The sequence below is a fragment of the Thalassotalea euphylliae genome, assembly GCF_003390395.1.
GTDB classification, from domain to species: domain Bacteria; phylum Pseudomonadota; class Gammaproteobacteria; order Enterobacterales; family Alteromonadaceae; genus Thalassotalea_F; species Thalassotalea_F euphylliae_C.
Window position 1 is genome coordinate 3,086,151 of the sequence record NZ_QUOV01000001.1, and the last position, 16,938, is coordinate 3,103,088.

16 protein-coding genes are annotated in these 16,938 nt (G+C 43.5%); 11 read left to right on the forward strand and 5 right to left on the reverse strand.

From position 1 onward, the window contains the following. From DXX92_RS13680 to DXX92_RS13690, 3 genes are all read left to right on the forward strand, one after another. A complete protein-coding gene (locus tag DXX92_RS13680; RefSeq protein WP_220347658.1) occupies positions 1-582 on the forward strand; it encodes a Fur family transcriptional regulator in 582 nt (193 codons plus the stop codon). A 144-nt stretch (positions 583-726) separates the two neighbouring features. Further along, entirely contained in the window at positions 727-1,140 is a 414-nt protein-coding gene (locus DXX92_RS13685) for a MerC domain-containing protein (RefSeq protein WP_116000954.1), read from the forward strand. 238 nt (positions 1,141-1,378) lie between these two features. Then, complete coding sequence (locus DXX92_RS13690) at positions 1,379-2,416, forward strand: CobW family GTP-binding protein (protein WP_116000955.1); 1,038 nt, start codon at positions 1,379-1,381, stop codon at positions 2,414-2,416. 77 nt (positions 2,417-2,493) lie between these two features. Here DXX92_RS13690 and DXX92_RS13695 read toward each other — a convergent pair whose 3' ends face one another. Beyond that, complete coding sequence (locus tag DXX92_RS13695; RefSeq protein ID WP_245961485.1) at positions 2,494-3,186, reverse strand: DUF3299 domain-containing protein; 693 nt, start codon at positions 3,184-3,186, stop codon at positions 2,494-2,496. Positions 3,187-3,465: 279 nt separating this feature from the next. On the opposite strand from DXX92_RS13695, the gene DXX92_RS19415 reads away from it, so the two are divergent. The 4 genes from DXX92_RS19415 (at position 3,466) to DXX92_RS13710 (ending at position 7,036) form a co-directional block, all read left to right on the forward strand. Then, on the forward strand, positions 3,466-3,756 hold the full coding sequence (locus tag DXX92_RS19415) for an ATP-binding cassette domain-containing protein (RefSeq protein ID WP_281269085.1): 291 nt from the start codon (positions 3,466-3,468) through the stop codon (positions 3,754-3,756). Beyond that, entirely contained in the window at positions 3,753-4,301 is a 549-nt protein-coding gene (locus DXX92_RS13700; protein ID WP_281269086.1) for an ABC transporter ATP-binding protein, read from the forward strand. The genes DXX92_RS19415 and DXX92_RS13700 overlap by 4 nt, the downstream gene beginning before the upstream one ends. Then, the gene (locus tag DXX92_RS13705; protein ID WP_116000956.1) at positions 4,301-5,530 is read left to right on the forward strand and encodes an ABC transporter permease; all 1,230 of its coding nucleotides are present in this window, start codon (positions 4,301-4,303) and stop codon (positions 5,528-5,530) included. The genes DXX92_RS13700 and DXX92_RS13705 overlap by 1 nt, the downstream gene beginning before the upstream one ends. Positions 5,531-5,620: 90 nt before the next feature. Next, on the forward strand, positions 5,621-7,036 hold the full coding sequence (locus DXX92_RS13710; protein WP_116000957.1) for an alkaline phosphatase PhoX: 1,416 nt from the start codon (positions 5,621-5,623) through the stop codon (positions 7,034-7,036). A 170-nt stretch (positions 7,037-7,206) separates the two neighbouring features. On the opposite strand, the gene DXX92_RS13715 is transcribed toward DXX92_RS13710, so the two are convergent. Continuing rightward, on the reverse strand, positions 7,207-9,162 hold the full coding sequence (locus DXX92_RS13715) for a BCCT family transporter (RefSeq protein WP_116000958.1): 1,956 nt from the start codon (positions 9,160-9,162) through the stop codon (positions 7,207-7,209). Positions 9,163-9,653: 491 nt separating this feature from the next. Then, positions 9,654-10,004: a pyrimidine/purine nucleoside phosphorylase gene (locus DXX92_RS13720; RefSeq protein ID WP_116000959.1), complete on the reverse strand. Its 351-nt coding sequence runs from the start codon at positions 10,002-10,004 to the stop codon at positions 9,654-9,656. Positions 10,005-10,483: 479 nt separating this feature from the next. Between DXX92_RS13720 and DXX92_RS13725 the strand changes: the two genes are divergently transcribed. Both DXX92_RS13725 and DXX92_RS13730 read left to right on the forward strand, forming a co-directional pair. Beyond that, positions 10,484-11,461, forward strand: a complete 978-nt coding sequence (locus tag DXX92_RS13725; protein WP_116000960.1) for a DUF1852 domain-containing protein — start codon at positions 10,484-10,486, stop codon at positions 11,459-11,461. A 105-nt stretch (positions 11,462-11,566) separates the two neighbouring features. Beyond that, on the forward strand, positions 11,567-12,631 hold the full coding sequence (locus DXX92_RS13730) for a methionine synthase (RefSeq protein ID WP_116000961.1): 1,065 nt from the start codon (positions 11,567-11,569) through the stop codon (positions 12,629-12,631). A 228-nt stretch (positions 12,632-12,859) separates the two neighbouring features. On the opposite strand, the gene DXX92_RS13735 is transcribed toward DXX92_RS13730, so the two are convergent. Continuing rightward, positions 12,860-14,010, reverse strand: a protein-coding gene (locus tag DXX92_RS13735; protein ID WP_116000962.1) for an IS3 family transposase whose coding sequence is annotated in 2 segments (ribosomal slippage) — positions 12,860-13,764 and positions 13,764-14,010 — 1,152 coding nt in all. Because the reading frame shifts where the segments join, the coding sequence is not laid out codon by codon here. A gap of 33 nt (positions 14,011-14,043) precedes the next feature. Between DXX92_RS13735 and DXX92_RS13740 the strand changes: the two genes are divergently transcribed. Both DXX92_RS13740 and DXX92_RS13745 read left to right on the forward strand, forming a co-directional pair. Beyond that, positions 14,044-14,796, forward strand: coding sequence for a putative quinol monooxygenase (locus DXX92_RS13740; RefSeq protein WP_116000963.1), 753 nt, complete (start codon positions 14,044-14,046; stop codon positions 14,794-14,796). A gap of 86 nt (positions 14,797-14,882) precedes the next feature. Further along, positions 14,883-16,013, forward strand: coding sequence for an SMP-30/gluconolactonase/LRE family protein (locus tag DXX92_RS13745; protein ID WP_116000964.1), 1,131 nt, complete (start codon positions 14,883-14,885; stop codon positions 16,011-16,013). 188 nt (positions 16,014-16,201) lie between these two features. On the opposite strand, the gene DXX92_RS13750 is transcribed toward DXX92_RS13745, so the two are convergent. Then, the gene (locus DXX92_RS13750) at positions 16,202-16,711 is read right to left on the reverse strand and encodes a hypothetical protein (protein ID WP_181901760.1); all 510 of its coding nucleotides are present in this window, start codon (positions 16,709-16,711) and stop codon (positions 16,202-16,204) included. Positions 16,712-16,938: the final 227 nt, after the last annotated feature.

A 16,938-nucleotide genomic window follows, 5' to 3' on the forward strand; every position in this document is an offset into this window, starting at 1 on the left:
ATGATGAAAAACTGGCAAACTCACATCGAGCAAGCAGAGCAAAGCTGTCGCCACAGCGGTGAACGCTTAACGAAAAAACGCAAACAAGTATTAAGTGTTTTGCTTCAAGCAGATAAAGCCGTATCCGCTTATGAACTTATTGAGTTATACAGCGAGCATTACCAGCAAACACTGGCACCGATGTCGGCTTATCGTATTTTAGATTTCCTTGCCTCAGTGCATTTGGCACATCGATTAAACATTGCCAACAAATACGTTGCCTGTGCCTACATCGGCTGTGAACATTCACACGAATTGCCACAATTTATCGTTTGTCAGCAATGTCAGCGAGTTGATGAACTCAGCGCCTGCTCTGCGAACTTGGCTGCATTAACCGATGAAATTAAGCAAACGGGTTATCAACTAAATTCACCACAAATTGAGCTAACAGGCACATGCCAAGCGTGTGCAATCAAATCGGAAAAACAATCCGATAAGGCTCAATGCAAGGAAGAAGCTACTTGTGCCGAAAAGCAGGTTAACGAGGTAATTTGTAACCAACCACTTATCGACAATTTGTCGCCAGCGGCTAATAGCCGATAACTGGCAGCCACTATCTAGCAGGCAATAACAGATAGCAGACAGAAACTAGCTAAGAACTTACTTAACAGATTTTTATGAAAACTTGCTAGATGCGCCAACAATAAAAAGCACAGCTAGCTACACTAAAATAATAAGGTTTACTCAATGAAATTATTATCACTTTATGCCGACAAACTAGCGATCAGCCTCTCTATGCTTTGTGTCCTGCATTGTTTAGCGCTTCCGTTATTACTGGTCATCGTTCCTAGTTTGGCGGTATTACCTATGGCACAAGAGTCGTTTCATTTTTGGATGGTTATGGCAGTATTACCCACCAGTATTTATGCACTTACCTTAGGCTGTAAAAAGCATCGCAATTATACTGTGGTAAGCTACGGCCTAGCAGGCCTTGCAACACTGTTGGCTGCCGCACTATTCGGGGAGCACTTACTTGGTGAAATGGGTGAAAAATTATTAACTACAGTAGGTGCAACCATTATCGCGGTCGCTCATGTGAAGAACTTTAGTCTGTGTCGCAGCCACGATAAGTGTGCATGTCCGTCAGAGCAAGCAAGTTAACCTGTTGCCATTGTGGTGGCCTGTGTTTGACTTACTTTTAGCTTGGTTTTGACTTAGCTTTGAATTGATACGGCCTCTACTCCACATGGAAATATCAGTAGTTCGCGAAAATATAATTAGCCCAGAAAGTTTAATTGGGCCGTAAAAGCTTAATTAGCCCCTAGAAACTGAGCGCCGCAACAATGGACGCCGCTATACGCAAACCAATATTTTTACTCTGCAGTACAAGAGCAAATTCATGACTCAAAAAAACGATAAAATTCTCGCCGTTCCAACGAATATCATCACGGGTTTTCTTGGTGTAGGAAAAACATCTGCGATCATGCACTTACTCAAGGAGAAACCCAGTCATGAGCGTTGGGCAATCTTAGTCAATGAATTTGGTGAAATCGGCGTTGATGGTAGTTTATTTCAAGGTTCATCAGCAACTAACCAACAAGTATTTATCAAAGAAGTGCCTGGAGGCTGCATGTGCTGTGCATCTGGGCTGCCCATGCAAATTGCACTTAACTTGCTGCTCGCAGAAGCCAAGCCTGATCGCCTATTAATTGAGCCAACGGGCTTAGGTCACCCAGTTGAAGTACTGCAATTGCTGTCGAATAACTACTACAGCGAAATTTTAGATTTGCAGAAAACCGTCACGCTCGTTGACGCCCGTAACTTGGCCGATAGACGCTACACCGAGCATGCGACATTTAACCAACAAATCGCAATTGCCGATATTGTGGTTGGCAACAAAGTGGATTTATATTCAGATGTTCACCAGCAAGCATTAGCCAGCTATATCAGCAACCAACAAATTCAAGGCCGACCAGCGCAGCAATTACTATTTGCAGAGCACGGTAAAATAGAGCTCAGCTGGCTTAGCGGTAAAACGGAACATGTACCTGATGTTCATCACCATCATCATCACGAACAAGCCTCAGCAGCGCCAATTGTAGCCGAACAGCCCATGCCAACATCAGGTTATTTAAAAGCCGCCAATCAAGGCGAAGGCTTTAGCAGTGTCGGTTGGCGATTTGCACCTGATAAGGTCTTTGATCGCGCAAAGCTCGTCGCACTATTAACCAGTATTAGTGCAGAGCGGATTAAAGCCGTATTTATCACAAGTGATGGTATTTTTGGCTATAACAGCACCCGAGATGGCCTTACCGAAGCTATGCTAGATGAGTGCCTTGAAAGCCGAATAGAAATCATCTGCGATGAAGATAAAGTAAAAGAAAGTGCTTGGGAGCAAGCATTAAAGCAGGCAGTTATCAACGAAGCTCGTTTATAATCGCTACAGTGTAATCAATAATACTTAACAACCGAGATCAGGCTATTTTCTGCTAGTGTATTTAACCTTGATAAGGTTTAACCGTCATATTTTTCAATATGCGTAAGGCGCATCGTGTAGGCTGCAGTTGCTAGCTGGTCTTCAAATAGCTCAGTTGCCAACTTCCCCGACACCCAAATAGGTTCATAAAGATTCTCGAGCGCAAAACCGCGTTCAGACTCAACAAAGATTATTTGATTTGGCGGTGGTGGTGGCGCATGAATACAAGCGCCGAAAAAGGGAACTAAGAAGAAGCTAGTGACAACTTGGCTGTCGTTAAATTCTAATGGCACAACAAAGCCAGGAATACGAACGTTTTGTCCATTCATGGCTTCAATAATATTAGTGGATACCAGCGCTTGTTCGTAAGGATCTACCTGCTTTTCGCCATTTTCAGCATTATTTGCCGCCTTATTTGCCGCCATGGCATTTTGAATAGTGCTAGTGATTTGATCTTCGGCAGAGCCATCTTCAATCTGAATCAAATAATCCGGTGGGTTAAGTAAGGCTTGTAAATCATCTTCCGGAATTAGATCGCCCCACTCGATAGATCTGTAAACGCCAGATTTAAGGTGTGAACCATCGCTAAAGGTCATTAGCGCTTGCTCAATTACTTGCTCACTTACTTGCTCAGTAGGGTTTTCTGCTGCTTGCACCTGCGTGCTAATTTCCTGACCTTGATGCGACTCACTGCAGCCACTGCTAAGTAGCGCGCCTGCGATTAATAGCACTGCAGAAAAAACCTTAAGCCCACTTGCTGTATCGCTATTGATATTACTAGTGCGAGGCTTAACGCCCTTGCACTTTGTATTGCTAGCTATAGTAAACATACAAGCGCGGGGGAATTGGGCATTGCGAATGAGTTTCGCTGAGCTTCTCATAACAAATTTAACCTACCGACTTCTCACTCCAGACAACATCGTGATACTATCACAAAATACAACTTTGGTGACAATATAACAATTAATACCAATTGCAGAAAACCAATTGCATAAGAATAGTCCGTTTATATGAGTCTAGCTGTCGAAATCGAAAACCTAACGTTTAGCTACAACCAAGGGAAAAGGAGCGCAGCTCCAACAAGCCTTAGCAGCGCAGAAAATAGCGTTGAAGGTAGCGCAGAAGTAAGTACAGAATCGTCTGTGCTCAGTATCCCTCACTGGTCTGTGCCCCAAGGGCAAAAACGCTTTATCTTTGGTCCATCAGGCAGTGGTAAAACAAGTTTGCTTAATATACTCGCGGGCATCTTAACACCCGCATCAGGTACGTTCGGGTGCTGGGTGAGCCCATCAACCAAATGAGTGCTCGTCAACGTGACAAATTCCGAGCGCAGCATATTGGCTATATTTTTCAGCAATTCAATTTAATCAGCTATTTAACCGCCGTAGACAATATCAAACTAGCCAATCACTTTGCTTCCCAACAAAGCAGTAAACACAAGGTTAGTGAAAAGCAAACCATTATGCCCTTGCTAGAGCGACTTGGCATTCCATCCGCAGATTGGTATCGACCAATTAATCAGCTAAGTGTTGGCCAACAGCAACGTGTGGGTATTGCGCGAGCTTTTATCAATCAACCTAAATTGTTGATCGCAGACGAGCCAACCTCTTCACTGGACACTGCCGCGCGTAATAACTTTATAAAACTGTTAACGCAGCTATGTGTAAATGATAATAGCGACCAGCAAACTACCTTATTATTCGTTAGCCATGACACGCAATTGGCACCGCACTTTGATCATGTCGAAGCGTTACATGATTTCAATATTGCCGCCGATAACTGCCAAGGTGATAACTCCACAGATAATAACTACCAAGGCAATGAACATAAGCGAGAACACCGCTAATGTTATTGCAAATTGCCAGCAAGAGTTTATGGCACCGCAAAGGCTCGGTCATGCTGACCATATTTGCCGTCACTGTCAGTATTATGGTGATGCTGGCCACTGAGCATATTCGCCAACAAGCAAAAACGAATTTCGCTAATAGCGTTTCTGGCGTTGACCTTATTGTTGGCACTCGCACGGGCAGTTTAAATTTACTGCTCTACTCGGTATTTCGAATGGGCGCGCCAACCAACAATATTAGTTGGCAAGCATATCAAAATGTTAGCCAACACAATGCCGTAAAGTGGGCCGTGCCAATCTCGCTTGGCGACTCGCATAAAGGCTATCGCGTGCTGGGCACAACAACAGATTACTTTACTTACTTTAGCTTTGGTCAGCAGCAACAGCTTAGCTTTAAGGCGGGTCGAGCATTTAACGGTGTTTTTGAGCTAGTGCTTGGCAGTGAGGTCGCAAAGCGCTTGGCTTACCAGCTTGGTGATAAACTGATTTTGTCACATGGTATTGGTAGCACTAGCTTTACGCAGCACAAGCAATTGCCCTTTCAAGTCGTTGGCATATTGGCCCCCACGGGGACACCAGTTGATAGAAGTTTACACGTAAGCTTGCAAGGCTTAAGCGCGGTGCATTTAGCACGGCCATTAAACTCTGGGCAGCAGCCTGCTAGCCAAGTGTCGATGGCTGCTCCTGAGCTGCAACCAACGTCAGTTACTGCAGTGATGCTTGGCCTTACTTCAAAAATGCGCGTATTTCAGCTTCAGCGCCAGATTAATACCGACAATAACGAGCCGCTAATGGCAATACTACCAGGCGTAGCATTGCAAGAACTGTGGCAAACCATGTCGGTTGTTGAGAAAGCTCTTAGGTTAATCTCAGCATTAGTGGTGATTTCTGCGCTGCTTGGGCTTAGCGCCATGTTACTTAGCTCCATCAACGAACGCAGGCAAGAGATAACATTGCTGAGAATGATTGGAGCTTCACCGCTATTTATTTATTGGTTTATTGAACTTGAGGCCATGCTAATTGTCATTGTTAGTGCGCTATTAGCGACAGGGCTTCTAAGCACAGGCTTAATATCTGCACAGCATTACCTGCTCAATCATTATGGCCTTGCCATTACGCCCAACGTATTCTCGCAAGCCAATGTCATCACACTTTTGCTTATCGCCGTATTAGCTTTTATCGCAGCAATTCCGCCTGCGCTGTCGGCGTTTCGCAATGCAAAGCAGTGAGCGTTATAGCGCTTAGTAATTGACGCTAATCAAATGACATTAACTAACCGAAATTAAACAATCTTGAAGTTATCAATTAAAGGACAACATATGGTCACTAGACGTAAATTTTGCCTCGGGTTGACGTCACTGGCATTCGCTGGATTATCTGGCAGCAGTCTAGGTAAAAATACGACAGCATCATCCAGTGTCGCTATCCACAGTGCCAAGCCTATCAATGCTCTTGCTAAGGGTTATGGGCCACTGCAAGCTGACACAAACAAACTACTCGATTTACCCGCGGGGTTTAGCTATGAAATTATCTCGCAGCTTGGTCAACCAATGAATGATGGTATGGCAGTGCCAGATAGAGCAGATGGCATGGGCTGTATGCCGCTCGACGCAGACCGTGTGGTGTTGATTAGAAACCATGAGCTATCGCCACAAAATTTGGCAACCCAACCTGAGCCTATCAAGCAACATAAAAGTCCTTTAGCTTATGATCAGCTGGCAAGTGGCGTTTCGCTACCAGGTGGCACTACGTCAATTATTTACAACCTAAAAACTAAGCAAGTAGAGCGCGAATTTATCAGTCTAAGCGGCACTATTCGTAACTGCGCTGGTGGTGTAACACCATGGAGAAGCTGGTTATCGTGTGAAGAGAATGTCTCTTTGCCTGATGAAAGTATCAGCCAAGCCCACGGTTATATTTTTGAAGTACCCGCAAGCACCAAATCACAGATTGATGCTAAACCGCTGAAAGCCATGGGACGATTTAACCATGAAGCGGCGGCGGTCGATCCAAAGACCGGTATTGTGTATCTCACCGAAGATCGCGGCGACAGCCTGTTCTATCGTTTTATCCCTAAAACTTATGGCAAGCTTGCCGATGGTGGGCAACTTCAAGCATTAGTAGTGAAAGCTCAACCACAATTTGATACGCGTAACTGGCAAGACAAAACAATGTCGTTATTCGACTGGCTAGACGTTGAATGGATTAATATTACCAATCCAGAAAGCCCAGAAGATGATTTACGCAAACAAGGCTTTACCAATGGCGCAGCGTTATTCGCTCGTGGCGAGGGCATTCACTGGGCCGATAACGAACTGTACTTCTGCTGCACGAATGGTGGCAACAAACAGCTTGGTCAAATTATGCGTTATCAACCATCAGCATATGAAGGAAAAGTAAATGAGCGTACACAGCCTGCTCGTTTACAACTGTTTTTAGAAAGCGAAGATGAGTCACTGTTTAATTTTGGCGACAACCTAACCGTTACCCCACAAGGCCACTTATTGGTGTGTGAAGACCAATATACCGAGGTGGTTAACAACCACCTGCGCGGTGTAACCCCCGACGGTAAACTGTATGATTTTGCCCGCCTGCATGCACAAACAGAACTCGCCGGCGCCTGTTTCTCACCGGATGGTTCAACCTTGTTTGTTAACCTTTATTCGCCCGCTAAAACACTTGCAATAAAAGGCCCATGGCAAGACGTAAGTGCACTAAGTTTAGTGAGTTCTTAGCAAGAAAAAGTAGCAAGAAAAAGTAGCAAGAAAGCGAAGCCAGCAAAAATAGCTAGTAAAAAGCCACCTGCTCTGAGGTGGCTTTATTATTTATTAATCAGCGACTTATTAACAAGTGCACTCAACTACTATGATAATTGTCGTGCTATACACTACAACTCAAGACGCTGCTACTCTCGCAACAAGTGTAAGAAGTGCATATGCTTTTGGTACTGATCAACAATATCATTGAGTACTTCAGCTTCTGACCAGCCCATAATGTCGTAGTCTTGACCACCTTCCACTAAGTGTACTTCAGCGCGATAGTAGCTATCGGAATTACTATCGGTATCGCTGTTGAAATCTGGCTGTAAATGCTCGCTCTTTTTCACGGCGTAAATAAAGTCATGCTCATCACCATGAAAAACTTTTAGCTGTAAACCAGAGGCTGTTGGCTCGATGCCGACATCAATATCGTTGGCTTCGAACTGCTCCTTCATTTTTTCAAACGCTTTTCGCACACGACTTTTAATAAACACATCAGCGTTTTTCTTGGTGGGTGTTGATAAAATATTATCCAGCTTTTCCTGCCAATCGTCTTTGTGGCGATACATATTGGTAGTAGACAAGTTCAATTGCATTGCATCGCGTTTTGCTGCTTCAACACGTAGCGCTTTCACTAAACCAAAACAAGCGGCGAGCAGCACTATTGAAAATGGCAAGGCACTAGCGATGGTCATGGTTTGCAACGCTTCTAAGCCGCCAGCTAAGGTTAGTATTGCCGCTACAACACCAACACAGCATGCCCAGAATAAACGCTGCCATACTGGTGTATCGTTTTCACCATTTGAACACAGCATATCAATGACCATCGCACCTGAGTCACACGAAGTAACAAAGAAGATAACAATCATCAAAATAGATAATCCCGTTAGCGCTGTTGACCAAGGGATTGCTTCCAGAAATACAAACAAGCTAACTGCAGCATTTTCATTGACCATTTCAGCCAAACGGGTAAATCCACCATCAACAATCAGTGAAATTGCAGAGTTGCCGAAAATGGTCATCCACAATAAGGTAAATGCCGTAGGTACCATCAGTACCCCTAAAACGAATTCACGAATTGTGCGGCCCTTTGAAATACGGGCAATGAACAAGCCAACAAATGGTGCCCATGCTAGCCACCAGCCCCAATAGAAAATTGTCCAGCCGCCGATCCAATCTTTCTTCTCGTAGGCAAATAAATTAAAGGTATTGGCAACAATCTCAGATAAATAGCCACCAATGTTTTGCACGTATACTTGCAACAAGTAAACGGTTGGGCCAAGTACAAAAATTAGTAGCATCAGCATTATCGCTAACCCCATGTTTACTTCAGACAAAATTTTAATACCTTTGTCTAAACCCGTAACCACGGAAATCGACGCCAACGAAATAATCGCTAGCATAATCAGCATTTGATTAATTTGGCTAACATCAACCTCAAACAAATAGTTAAGGCCAGCGTTGACTTGGCTTGCGCCTAAGCCCAGTGAGGTAGCAACACCAAATACCGTACCGACGACGGCAAAAATGTCTACTAGATGACCCGGCCAGCCATAAATGCGATCACCAATAATCGGGTAAAGCGCTGAGCGCAGCGTTAACGGCAACCCTTGGCGATAACAAAAGTACGCCAATATTAGTGCAACAATGGCGTAGATAGCCCAAGCATGAAATCCCCAATGGAAGAAGGTAATTTTCATAGCCTCGCGCATTGCATCAATTGAGCCAGGCTCTGCGGTGGGAGGGGATAGATAATGCATTACTGGCTCAGCAACACCAAAGAACATTAAGCCAATGCCCATGCCAGCAGCAAAGAGCATTGATAGCCATGTGCTCATACTGTAATCAGGGGTGGAATGATCTGGTCCGAGCTTTATCTCACCAAAGCGAGAAATTCCCAAGTACAGTACAAACCCTAAAATAATGCCTACCGCCAATACATAGAACCAGCCACCATTAACGGTTATTGCAGCTTGCATGGCACTAAAGGTTGCTGATGCACTTTTAGGCCAGACAAAGGTAAAAGCGAGCAAAGCGATGATGGCAAGGGTGGAAGGAAAAAAAACGGCGCGATTAAGCTTCGATGAATTCAATTTCATCATTAAGTGACACCTTAGCGCAAAGCGCAGGTTGTATATGAGAGTCAATGCTTAATTGTTTAACCGCTTTCAATAAGCAGTTTTAGGCGTTACTCAACACCAAAGCTAGGTTAATACGCTTTACTTTAGCCACCTAGTAAGTAGGCAAAGACAAAGTAGAAAACCTAAAAAAGTAACGAAAAACGGCGAAAGAATTAAGCTCGAATATAAAGGTTTTAGATGATAGCACAATTAGATAGCAAATTCGGGCTAATTACCGAACAGTTTGAATATTCTGAAAATCATTGGGGTTAACTGCGATGTATCAAAAACACTGTTGTATGTTAAGCACAAGCTGTTAGCAGCTAAAACTTAGCTTGTTAGATGGAACATAGCTTGTTAGCTAAAACATATTCTGGCGAATTTATTACACAAATCAAGGCGAAGCTATTGCAAAAAACACGCATCAATAGCTCCCCTCCTTGATCATTCAAACATAGCTAAAGGCAAATGAATTATTTTATGTAAGAGCAGATATAGTCAGTTACTGAATACACTTTGAGTTGAAATTGTGAGTTTGCTGATACAGTAAATTGCTCACCACCTTGAATGGTTTGCCAACTAGTATCATCACCAATTAGTACCTCAAGATCGCCTGCTTGAATTTCCATAATCTCTTTTTCTTGCGTGCCAAAGGTATACTCACCCGGTAACATGATCCCTAAGGTTTTGTGGCTACCGTCGGTAAATTGCACGGTTCTGCTAGTCACTTTACCGTCAAAATATACGCTGGCTTTTTTTACTACCGAGATATTTTCAAGTACTGGGCTCTTATCTAGGCTCTTGTCTAAGTTAGCTTCTGACATCTAAACTGCTTCCTTCTAGTTAACTTATTGTTGTTGGATTTTTAGTTTTCGAATTTTCGATATTAACTTTTTATTGTATCGCTCAAAAAGCACTCGCTAGAGCATAAACACTAATTTCTTGCGCAACAAGCAGTTCGTTTACTCCTCACTCGTTATCGACTCGCTACAACTCAGACTGTTCAATTCAATTTATCTTAACTTATCTTAGCCTTAGCCGAGCTACTTAGTTTAAAAACCTTGCAAGCCAAGCAAAAAATATCGTTATTAAGCCCTAACTAAGCTCGCCTGAAAGCCGCTACGAATAAGCATTATGAAATCAGCTCATCTTTTCATGAAGTATCTTCATTTTTATTCATCTCGTTAAGCCAGTATAAAAATAGCTAACAGCGGCTACTTACCCAAAGTTTATAACGACTTCGGTAAGCATTTATCTGACTTTTTACCTTAACCAATATTTTAACTGGCGAGCATCAATCATCATGACTACAGATTTTAACTACAGCATCAAACGCATCAGCTTTGACGAAAACTACCAACCAGCAAACAGCACTCGTTTAACCACTAACTTTGCCAATTTAGCTCGCGGAGCCCATCGTCAAGTTAACTTGCGCAATGCCCTAAAGATGATTGATAACAGTTTTAATGCCCTAGCCAACTGGGACAACCCAAACGGCGATCGCTACAGTGTCGAACTTGAGATTATTTCTGTGGATATGACAGTAACCACAAGCGATGAAATATTTCCGTCGATAGAGGTGTTAAAAACCAATATTCTTGACCATCAAACAGGTGAGCGCATTGAAGGCATTGTTGGCAATAACTTTTCTTCTTATGTGCGCGATTACGACTTCAGTGTACTGCTGCTGAACCACAATAAAGACCAAGCACAATTTAGCGTCCCCAATAACTTTGGTGATTTACACGGCAAGCTATTTCAGTACTTTTTAAGTTCAGACGCCTATCGCCAGCACTTTAAAAAGCCACCTGTCATCTGCTTAAGCGTATCAGACAACAAAACCTATCATCGCACCGAAAATCAGCACCCGGTGTTAGGCGTTGAATACCAGCCAAATGAGTCGTCGTTAACCGAGCAGTACTTTCAAAAAATGGGCTTACAGGTACGTTATTTTATGCCGCCAAATAGCGTTGCACCGTTTGCCTTTTACTTCGTTGGTGATTTGCTAAATGACTATACCAACCTTGAATTGATCAGCACGATTAGCACCATGGAAACCTTCCAAAAAATCTATCGTCCAGAAATTTACAACGCCAATGCAGCAGCAGGTAAATGCTATAAGCCAAACCTAAAGAACCACGACCATTCGCTAACGCAAATAGTGTATGACCGTGAAGAGCGCAGCAGACTAGCAATTGAACAAGGAAAATTTGCCGAACAGCATTTTATTAAGCCGTACCAAGACGTACTTGAAAATTGGGCTGCCAACTATTCGGTTTAGCCGCCTCGCGGTCTAGCAACTTAGCGCTTCTATCAATCAAAAGCGCATAGCAAAAAGCCCCCCAAAAAAACAACATAAAACCAAAAAGAAGTGGATACTATTTTTATGAAAGCACTATTACCCACATCAACCGCAGGCAGTTTACCGAAACCTATTTGGCTAGCAGAGCCAGAGCAACTTTGGTCACCTTGGAAACTATCCGGTACAGCATTAACTGACGGCAAACAAGATGCTTTGCGCGTAACGCTTCAAGAGCAACAAACGGCGGGTATTGATATTGTTAGCGACGGCGAACAAACCCGCCAGCACTTTGTCACCACCTTTATTGAACATTTAAGCGGTGTCGACTTTGAAAAACGTAAAACCGTGCGCATTCGCAATCGCTACGATGCCAGCGTCCCAACGGTTGTTGGCCATGTAAGCCGCACTAAACCGGTATTTGTCGATGACGCTAAATTCTTGCGCCAGCAAACTAAACAGCCAATCAAATGGGCACTGCCTGGGCCCATGACCATGGTCGACACCCTGTATGACGCGCATTATCAAAGCCGCGAAAAACTCGCGTGGGAATTTGCCAAAGCCCTAAACGAAGAAGCTAAAGAACTGGAAGCGGCAGGTGTTGATATTATTCAATTTGACGAACCTGCCTTTAACGTATTTTTTGACGAAGTGAACGAATGGGGTATTAAATGCTTAGAACGCGCCATTGAGGGCTTAACGTGCGAAACTGCGGTACATATTTGCTATGGCTATGGCATTAAAGCAAATACTGACTGGAAGAAAACCTTAGGCGATGAATGGCGCCAGTACGAAGCGACTTTCCCAAGCCTTCAACAATCAAGTATTGATATTATTTCGCTGGAATGCCACAACGGTCGCGTGCCATTAGAAGTACTGGAATTAATTCGCGGCAAAAAGGTGATGGTTGGTGCCATTGACGTTGCCACCAACGCCATTGAATCTCCAGAGGAAGTCGCCGAAACGCTGCGCAGCGCCCTTAACTTCGTTGATGCCGACAAGCTCTACCCTTGCACTAACTGCGGTATGGCACCACTTTCACGTGAGGTTGCCAATGCTAAGCTAAAAGCATTGAGTGCGGGCGCTGCAATTGTTAGAGAAGAGCTTGAAAACCAGTCTCAAGCAAAGCCGGCTTCAGTAAAGCCAGTCTAAAACAACCATACAGACCAAATTAGCTGCTAAGGTAAAAGTTAAGACCAAGCTACACAACACCAAGCCAAATAGCAGCACCTGTTTAAAATCAAAATAATCGCGAGGCTTTTAATTCACTTGCCTCGCTTACTTTGCTAGACAATTGATCTTCATATTGAGCTAACAGCAATTCAATCTAGCATCATCGCACTATACTCAGTAATATCTATTTGAATCGACCAGACTATCCTAGACGTTTTCTTGATTCGTAAAATAGGTTTTATCATAGTCAGCCGGAGACTGATTATTTAGGTAGCCATGCTTACGCTTGCTGTTATAAAACATTTCGATGTAATCGAAAATATCTTCCTTAGCTTTTCCTCTAGTTTTATACTTTTTACGCTTAATTCGTTCACGTTTTAACAGTTGAAAAAAGCTTTCGGCGACAGCATTGTCGTAACAATTACCTCGTCGGCTCATACTCAGTGATAAATTATGCTCAGCAGCAAATCGTTGCCAGTCATAACCTGTAAATTGGCTACCTTGATCTGAATGCACAATCACCGTTTGTTTAGGCTTTCTTCGCCATACAGCTGCGAGTAATGCACTCAATACTAAATCAGTATGCATCATTGATTGCATTGACCAGCCAACGACTTGCCGAGAGAATAAATCTATAACAACAGCGAGATACAGGAAGCCTTCATGCGTATCGATATAGGTGATATCGGTTACCCAAGTTTGATTTGGCTGTACGACATCAAACTGCCGTTTTAGCTGGTTATCTGCGACAACCGAGGGCTTAGTGCCGTAGTTGCCTTTACGCTTCTTATAACCAACTTGAGCTTGTATGCTAGCTAAATTCATTAGTCGGCAGGCTCTATTCTTTGAACAAGTTTCCCCTAAATCCAACATATCACTTTGGATTTTGCGATAACCGTAAACGCAGCCGCTTTCAAGCCAAGACTGTTTGATTAAACCCGTTAAGCGCTTGTCATCTTTAGCACGCTTGCTCTCTGGCTTCTGAAGCCACGCATGAAAACCACTGCGATGAACTTGCAACGCTTGGCACATCAGTTTTATGGGATATTGGTTGAGCCGAGACTTTATGAACGTGTACTTTTCTTTGACTCGCCCGCAAAGTACACGGCGGCTTCCTTTAATAGGTCACGTTCTTGCTGAGTGCGCTTCAATTCTTTTTCAAGTGCTTTGATTCGCTTCTCTTGCTCGGATAACGCTTGATAGTGTTCGCTATTGCTTCCATAGCGTTTTAGCCAAATATAAAGGCTGTTTGTCGATATATCTAACCGCTCAGCAACACTTGCAACGGAGTGACCTTTTTCAGTCACTTGCTTAACGGCCTGTATCTTAAACTCTTCGGGAAATCTTTTAGCGCTCATTCATCCTCCTGGGACACAAAGTTTACAACTTCTTTGTGTCTAGGAAAATCTGGTCGATTCAGTTGGATTGTTGAGGCAAAACTTAAAGAAGGTGAGTTAGAAAATTTTAAAGCCGTGATGAACTCACAGGTAAACCAAGCGCTTACCGAAAACGGCACCTTTAACTATCAATACTATATGTCGGACGCTGGCGATATCTTGGTGTATGAACGGTTTGCTGATGCTGCTGCTTCTCATGAGCATATCGAAAATTGGGACGCCCATGCCGAACGCTGGTTAGCGGCAGCCGATGCCACCCGTATGTTGCACCTTGGTAACTTGCCTGACGATGTTCGTGCACGCCACGCTGCACTTTCACCGCTGTGGCTAAAACCACTCGCTGGCTTTGCTCGTGAAGATGCCGAAGGTAGCGAAATCAAGGTTGATGGCAACACCACCTTTGAAAACTATGGCTGGATTGTCGAAGCCAAGCTCAACGAAGGTATGCTAGAAGAATTCAAAGCAGTAATGAACTCACAAATTGCACGTGCCGAAACCGAAGAGGGTACGCTAAATTATCAATACTACCTTTCTGACGACGGTGACATCTTAGTTTATGAGCGCTTTAAAGATGTTGCAGCCTGCCACACCCATATCGACAACTGGGATGCGCACGCCGAGCGTTGGATGGCAGCCGCCACACCAACACGTATGGTGCATTTAGGTAATTTACCGGCAGAAGTAAGAGAGCGTCACGCCGCCATCACACCACTGCTACTTAAACCATTCGGCGGTTTTGCAAAGTAGCTTGCCTACACTCCCTAAATAATGCAGCTCGCAGTTACCTTCCATGAAGATAAACGCTAACTGCTATCAAACTTCAAAGAGAGATCATGATGAAACAATTTCTAAAAGCAACCGCAGTGTCGTTATCACTGCTGAGTATTTCCGCCTGTTCAGTAACAGCCGAGCAATTATCAACAACAACCAGTGAGCCATTGCCGCAATCACAATTACTGGCGAAATTACCGGATAGCTATAACTCGCCAGCCAGTTTTACTTTAGATGCCTACAATAATGTGCTGTTTACGTCCCCCAACTTGCATAACGACGCATTCGCCAAGCAAGGGCTGATCGCCAAGCCTGCTACACCAGTGATAGGTATGATTGATGCTAATGACAAGGTTACTACTTGGTACACCTTTAAACCTCAAGATATGGAGCCAACCAGCGGAACAGTCGTACCGATGGGGTTAGCAAAAGGACCTGACGGCAATATTTATATCGCCGATATGCAGCTTTGGGCGGGTGGTGAATCTCGAATTTTACGAGTTAATGTTAGTGAAGGTAAAGCCGTTGGTGTAGACGTAGTTGCCAAAGGCTTAGCATTTCCTAACGCGATTGCGTGGTATGGTAGCGATCTTTACGTTAGCGATACTGTACTTGCCACGGAGCAAGGCAAATCTACTACAAGTGGCGTCTACAAAGTAAACATTAGTGAGCTAAGCGCAGCGAACCCACTTCAATTTTCTGCCTACAAAAATGCACAAACATATGACCAACACTTGTTTGACACTTTCACATCAAACGGTAGTTTAGGTTTTGGTGCCAACGGTTTAGCGTTCGATACCCAAGGCAATATGTACACAGGTATTATGGAAGATGGCAGCGTATTCAAAACAACTCAAGATGAAAATGGTAACAAGTTAAGTTCGACACTATTTGCACAAGGCATGGTAGCAAACGATGGCATTCACTGGGATAGCCGCACGCAAGCGCTCTATATTACCGACTTGTTCGACAATGCGGTTTACCGAATAGATTTAGACGGTTCGCTAGCATTACTCGCAAAAAACGGTAATACCGATGGTGCAAATGGTGAATTAGATGCCCCCGGTGAAGTGATTGTGCGTGGCAATAAAGCTTATGTGAATAACTTTGACGCTGCCTTTGGTGCCCCGAATATGGTTAATACAACGCCGGATATGCCGGTGACTATTTCGGTTATTAATTTAAACGATTAAGTTAAACGATTAGGTCATTAACACAAAAAGCATTAGCACTAGGTGTTAGCGCTAGCTATTAAATGTCGAAATATTAAGCGTTAAGTAAAGGAAAAGGAGCTTAACGCTTTACGAATTCCCAAACGAGGCTGAAATAAATCACGGCAGATGAGAGCTCTCTTCAAAACAGCTTTTTTAATTTCGTTGCTTTAATTTCGCTGCTTTAACAAGGTAAAGGTATAGCTATAACCATATAGCGCACTAAAGAAGATACTCGGCGCTACTGTTAGCCATAAATTAGGTGTTTGATTAATAACGTTCACCATAATCACCAAACTCGCCTGCATCGAAAGTGGCACCAAGGGAGCTAGTAAACTGCCAGTAACGCACTTACCTTTAAGGTGAGTTGCGGCAGCATCTAATGCTTCATTAAACGTATTCAAAATGGCGAGATTGTGGCGAGTTTTCGAGTGCACAGAGCAAAGTACAGGCACGATAAACACTAAAGAAAAACAACTACCGCCAAATTTAGCCACCGCTTTTTCCAGCACGAAGGTGAACACTAGGGTGACAGATGCGCTGAAACTCGCTTGTACAAAAGCCGCACGTAGCACGGTTTCGCGATCAACCCCTTCGATGTTATTAGCCCAATACGCCCAAGCAAAATAAAAGACAAAGGCAACAAGCGCTGACCAAATTAACCTTAACTTTGACGACAAAGGGTTCTCCTTAATTTCATATTCACCGAATTCACTGTCTACAGTTGATAGCTAAAGACTGGTAATAGTTCACAACAATAATAGCTAAGCGAACTAAGTAAAACTGCAATGGCCTATGCTACTTTGCCAGCCAACAACCTTAAAAATTAAGCTTAATTATATGTTTTTTAAAACCTTAAACACAGTAGTAACGATATTTGAGCGTTCAAACAACAACTCTTTCCTCT

What these genes read in the sequence shown, in the direction of transcription:
- DXX92_RS13745 (WP_116000964.1), top strand. Translation starts at nt 14,883, where the DNA reads ATGATGAAACAATTTCTAAAAGCAACCGCAGTGTCGTTATCACTGCTG.
- DXX92_RS13725 (WP_116000960.1), top strand. Translation starts at nt 10,484, where the DNA reads ATGACTACAGATTTTAACTACAGCATCAAACGCATCAGCTTTGACGAA.
- DXX92_RS13700 (WP_281269086.1), top strand. Translation starts at nt 3,753, where the DNA reads ATGAGTGCTCGTCAACGTGACAAATTCCGAGCGCAGCATATTGGCTAT.
- DXX92_RS13680 (WP_220347658.1), top strand. Translation starts at nt 1, where the DNA reads ATGATGAAAAACTGGCAAACTCACATCGAGCAAGCAGAGCAAAGCTGT.
- DXX92_RS13705 (WP_116000956.1), top strand. Translation starts at nt 4,301, where the DNA reads ATGTTATTGCAAATTGCCAGCAAGAGTTTATGGCACCGCAAAGGCTCG.
- DXX92_RS13730 (WP_116000961.1), top strand. Translation starts at nt 11,567, where the DNA reads ATGAAAGCACTATTACCCACATCAACCGCAGGCAGTTTACCGAAACCT.
- DXX92_RS13720 (WP_116000959.1), bottom strand. Translation starts at nt 10,004, where the DNA reads ATGTCAGAAGCTAACTTAGACAAGAGCCTAGATAAGAGCCCAGTACTT.
- DXX92_RS19415 (WP_281269085.1), top strand. Translation starts at nt 3,466, where the DNA reads ATGAGTCTAGCTGTCGAAATCGAAAACCTAACGTTTAGCTACAACCAA.
- DXX92_RS13685 (WP_116000954.1), top strand. Translation starts at nt 727, where the DNA reads ATGAAATTATTATCACTTTATGCCGACAAACTAGCGATCAGCCTCTCT.
- DXX92_RS13710 (WP_116000957.1), top strand. Translation starts at nt 5,621, where the DNA reads ATGGTCACTAGACGTAAATTTTGCCTCGGGTTGACGTCACTGGCATTC.
- DXX92_RS13715 (WP_116000958.1), bottom strand. Translation starts at nt 9,162, where the DNA reads ATGATGAAATTGAATTCATCGAAGCTTAATCGCGCCGTTTTTTTTCCT.
- DXX92_RS13690 (WP_116000955.1), top strand. Translation starts at nt 1,379, where the DNA reads ATGACTCAAAAAAACGATAAAATTCTCGCCGTTCCAACGAATATCATC.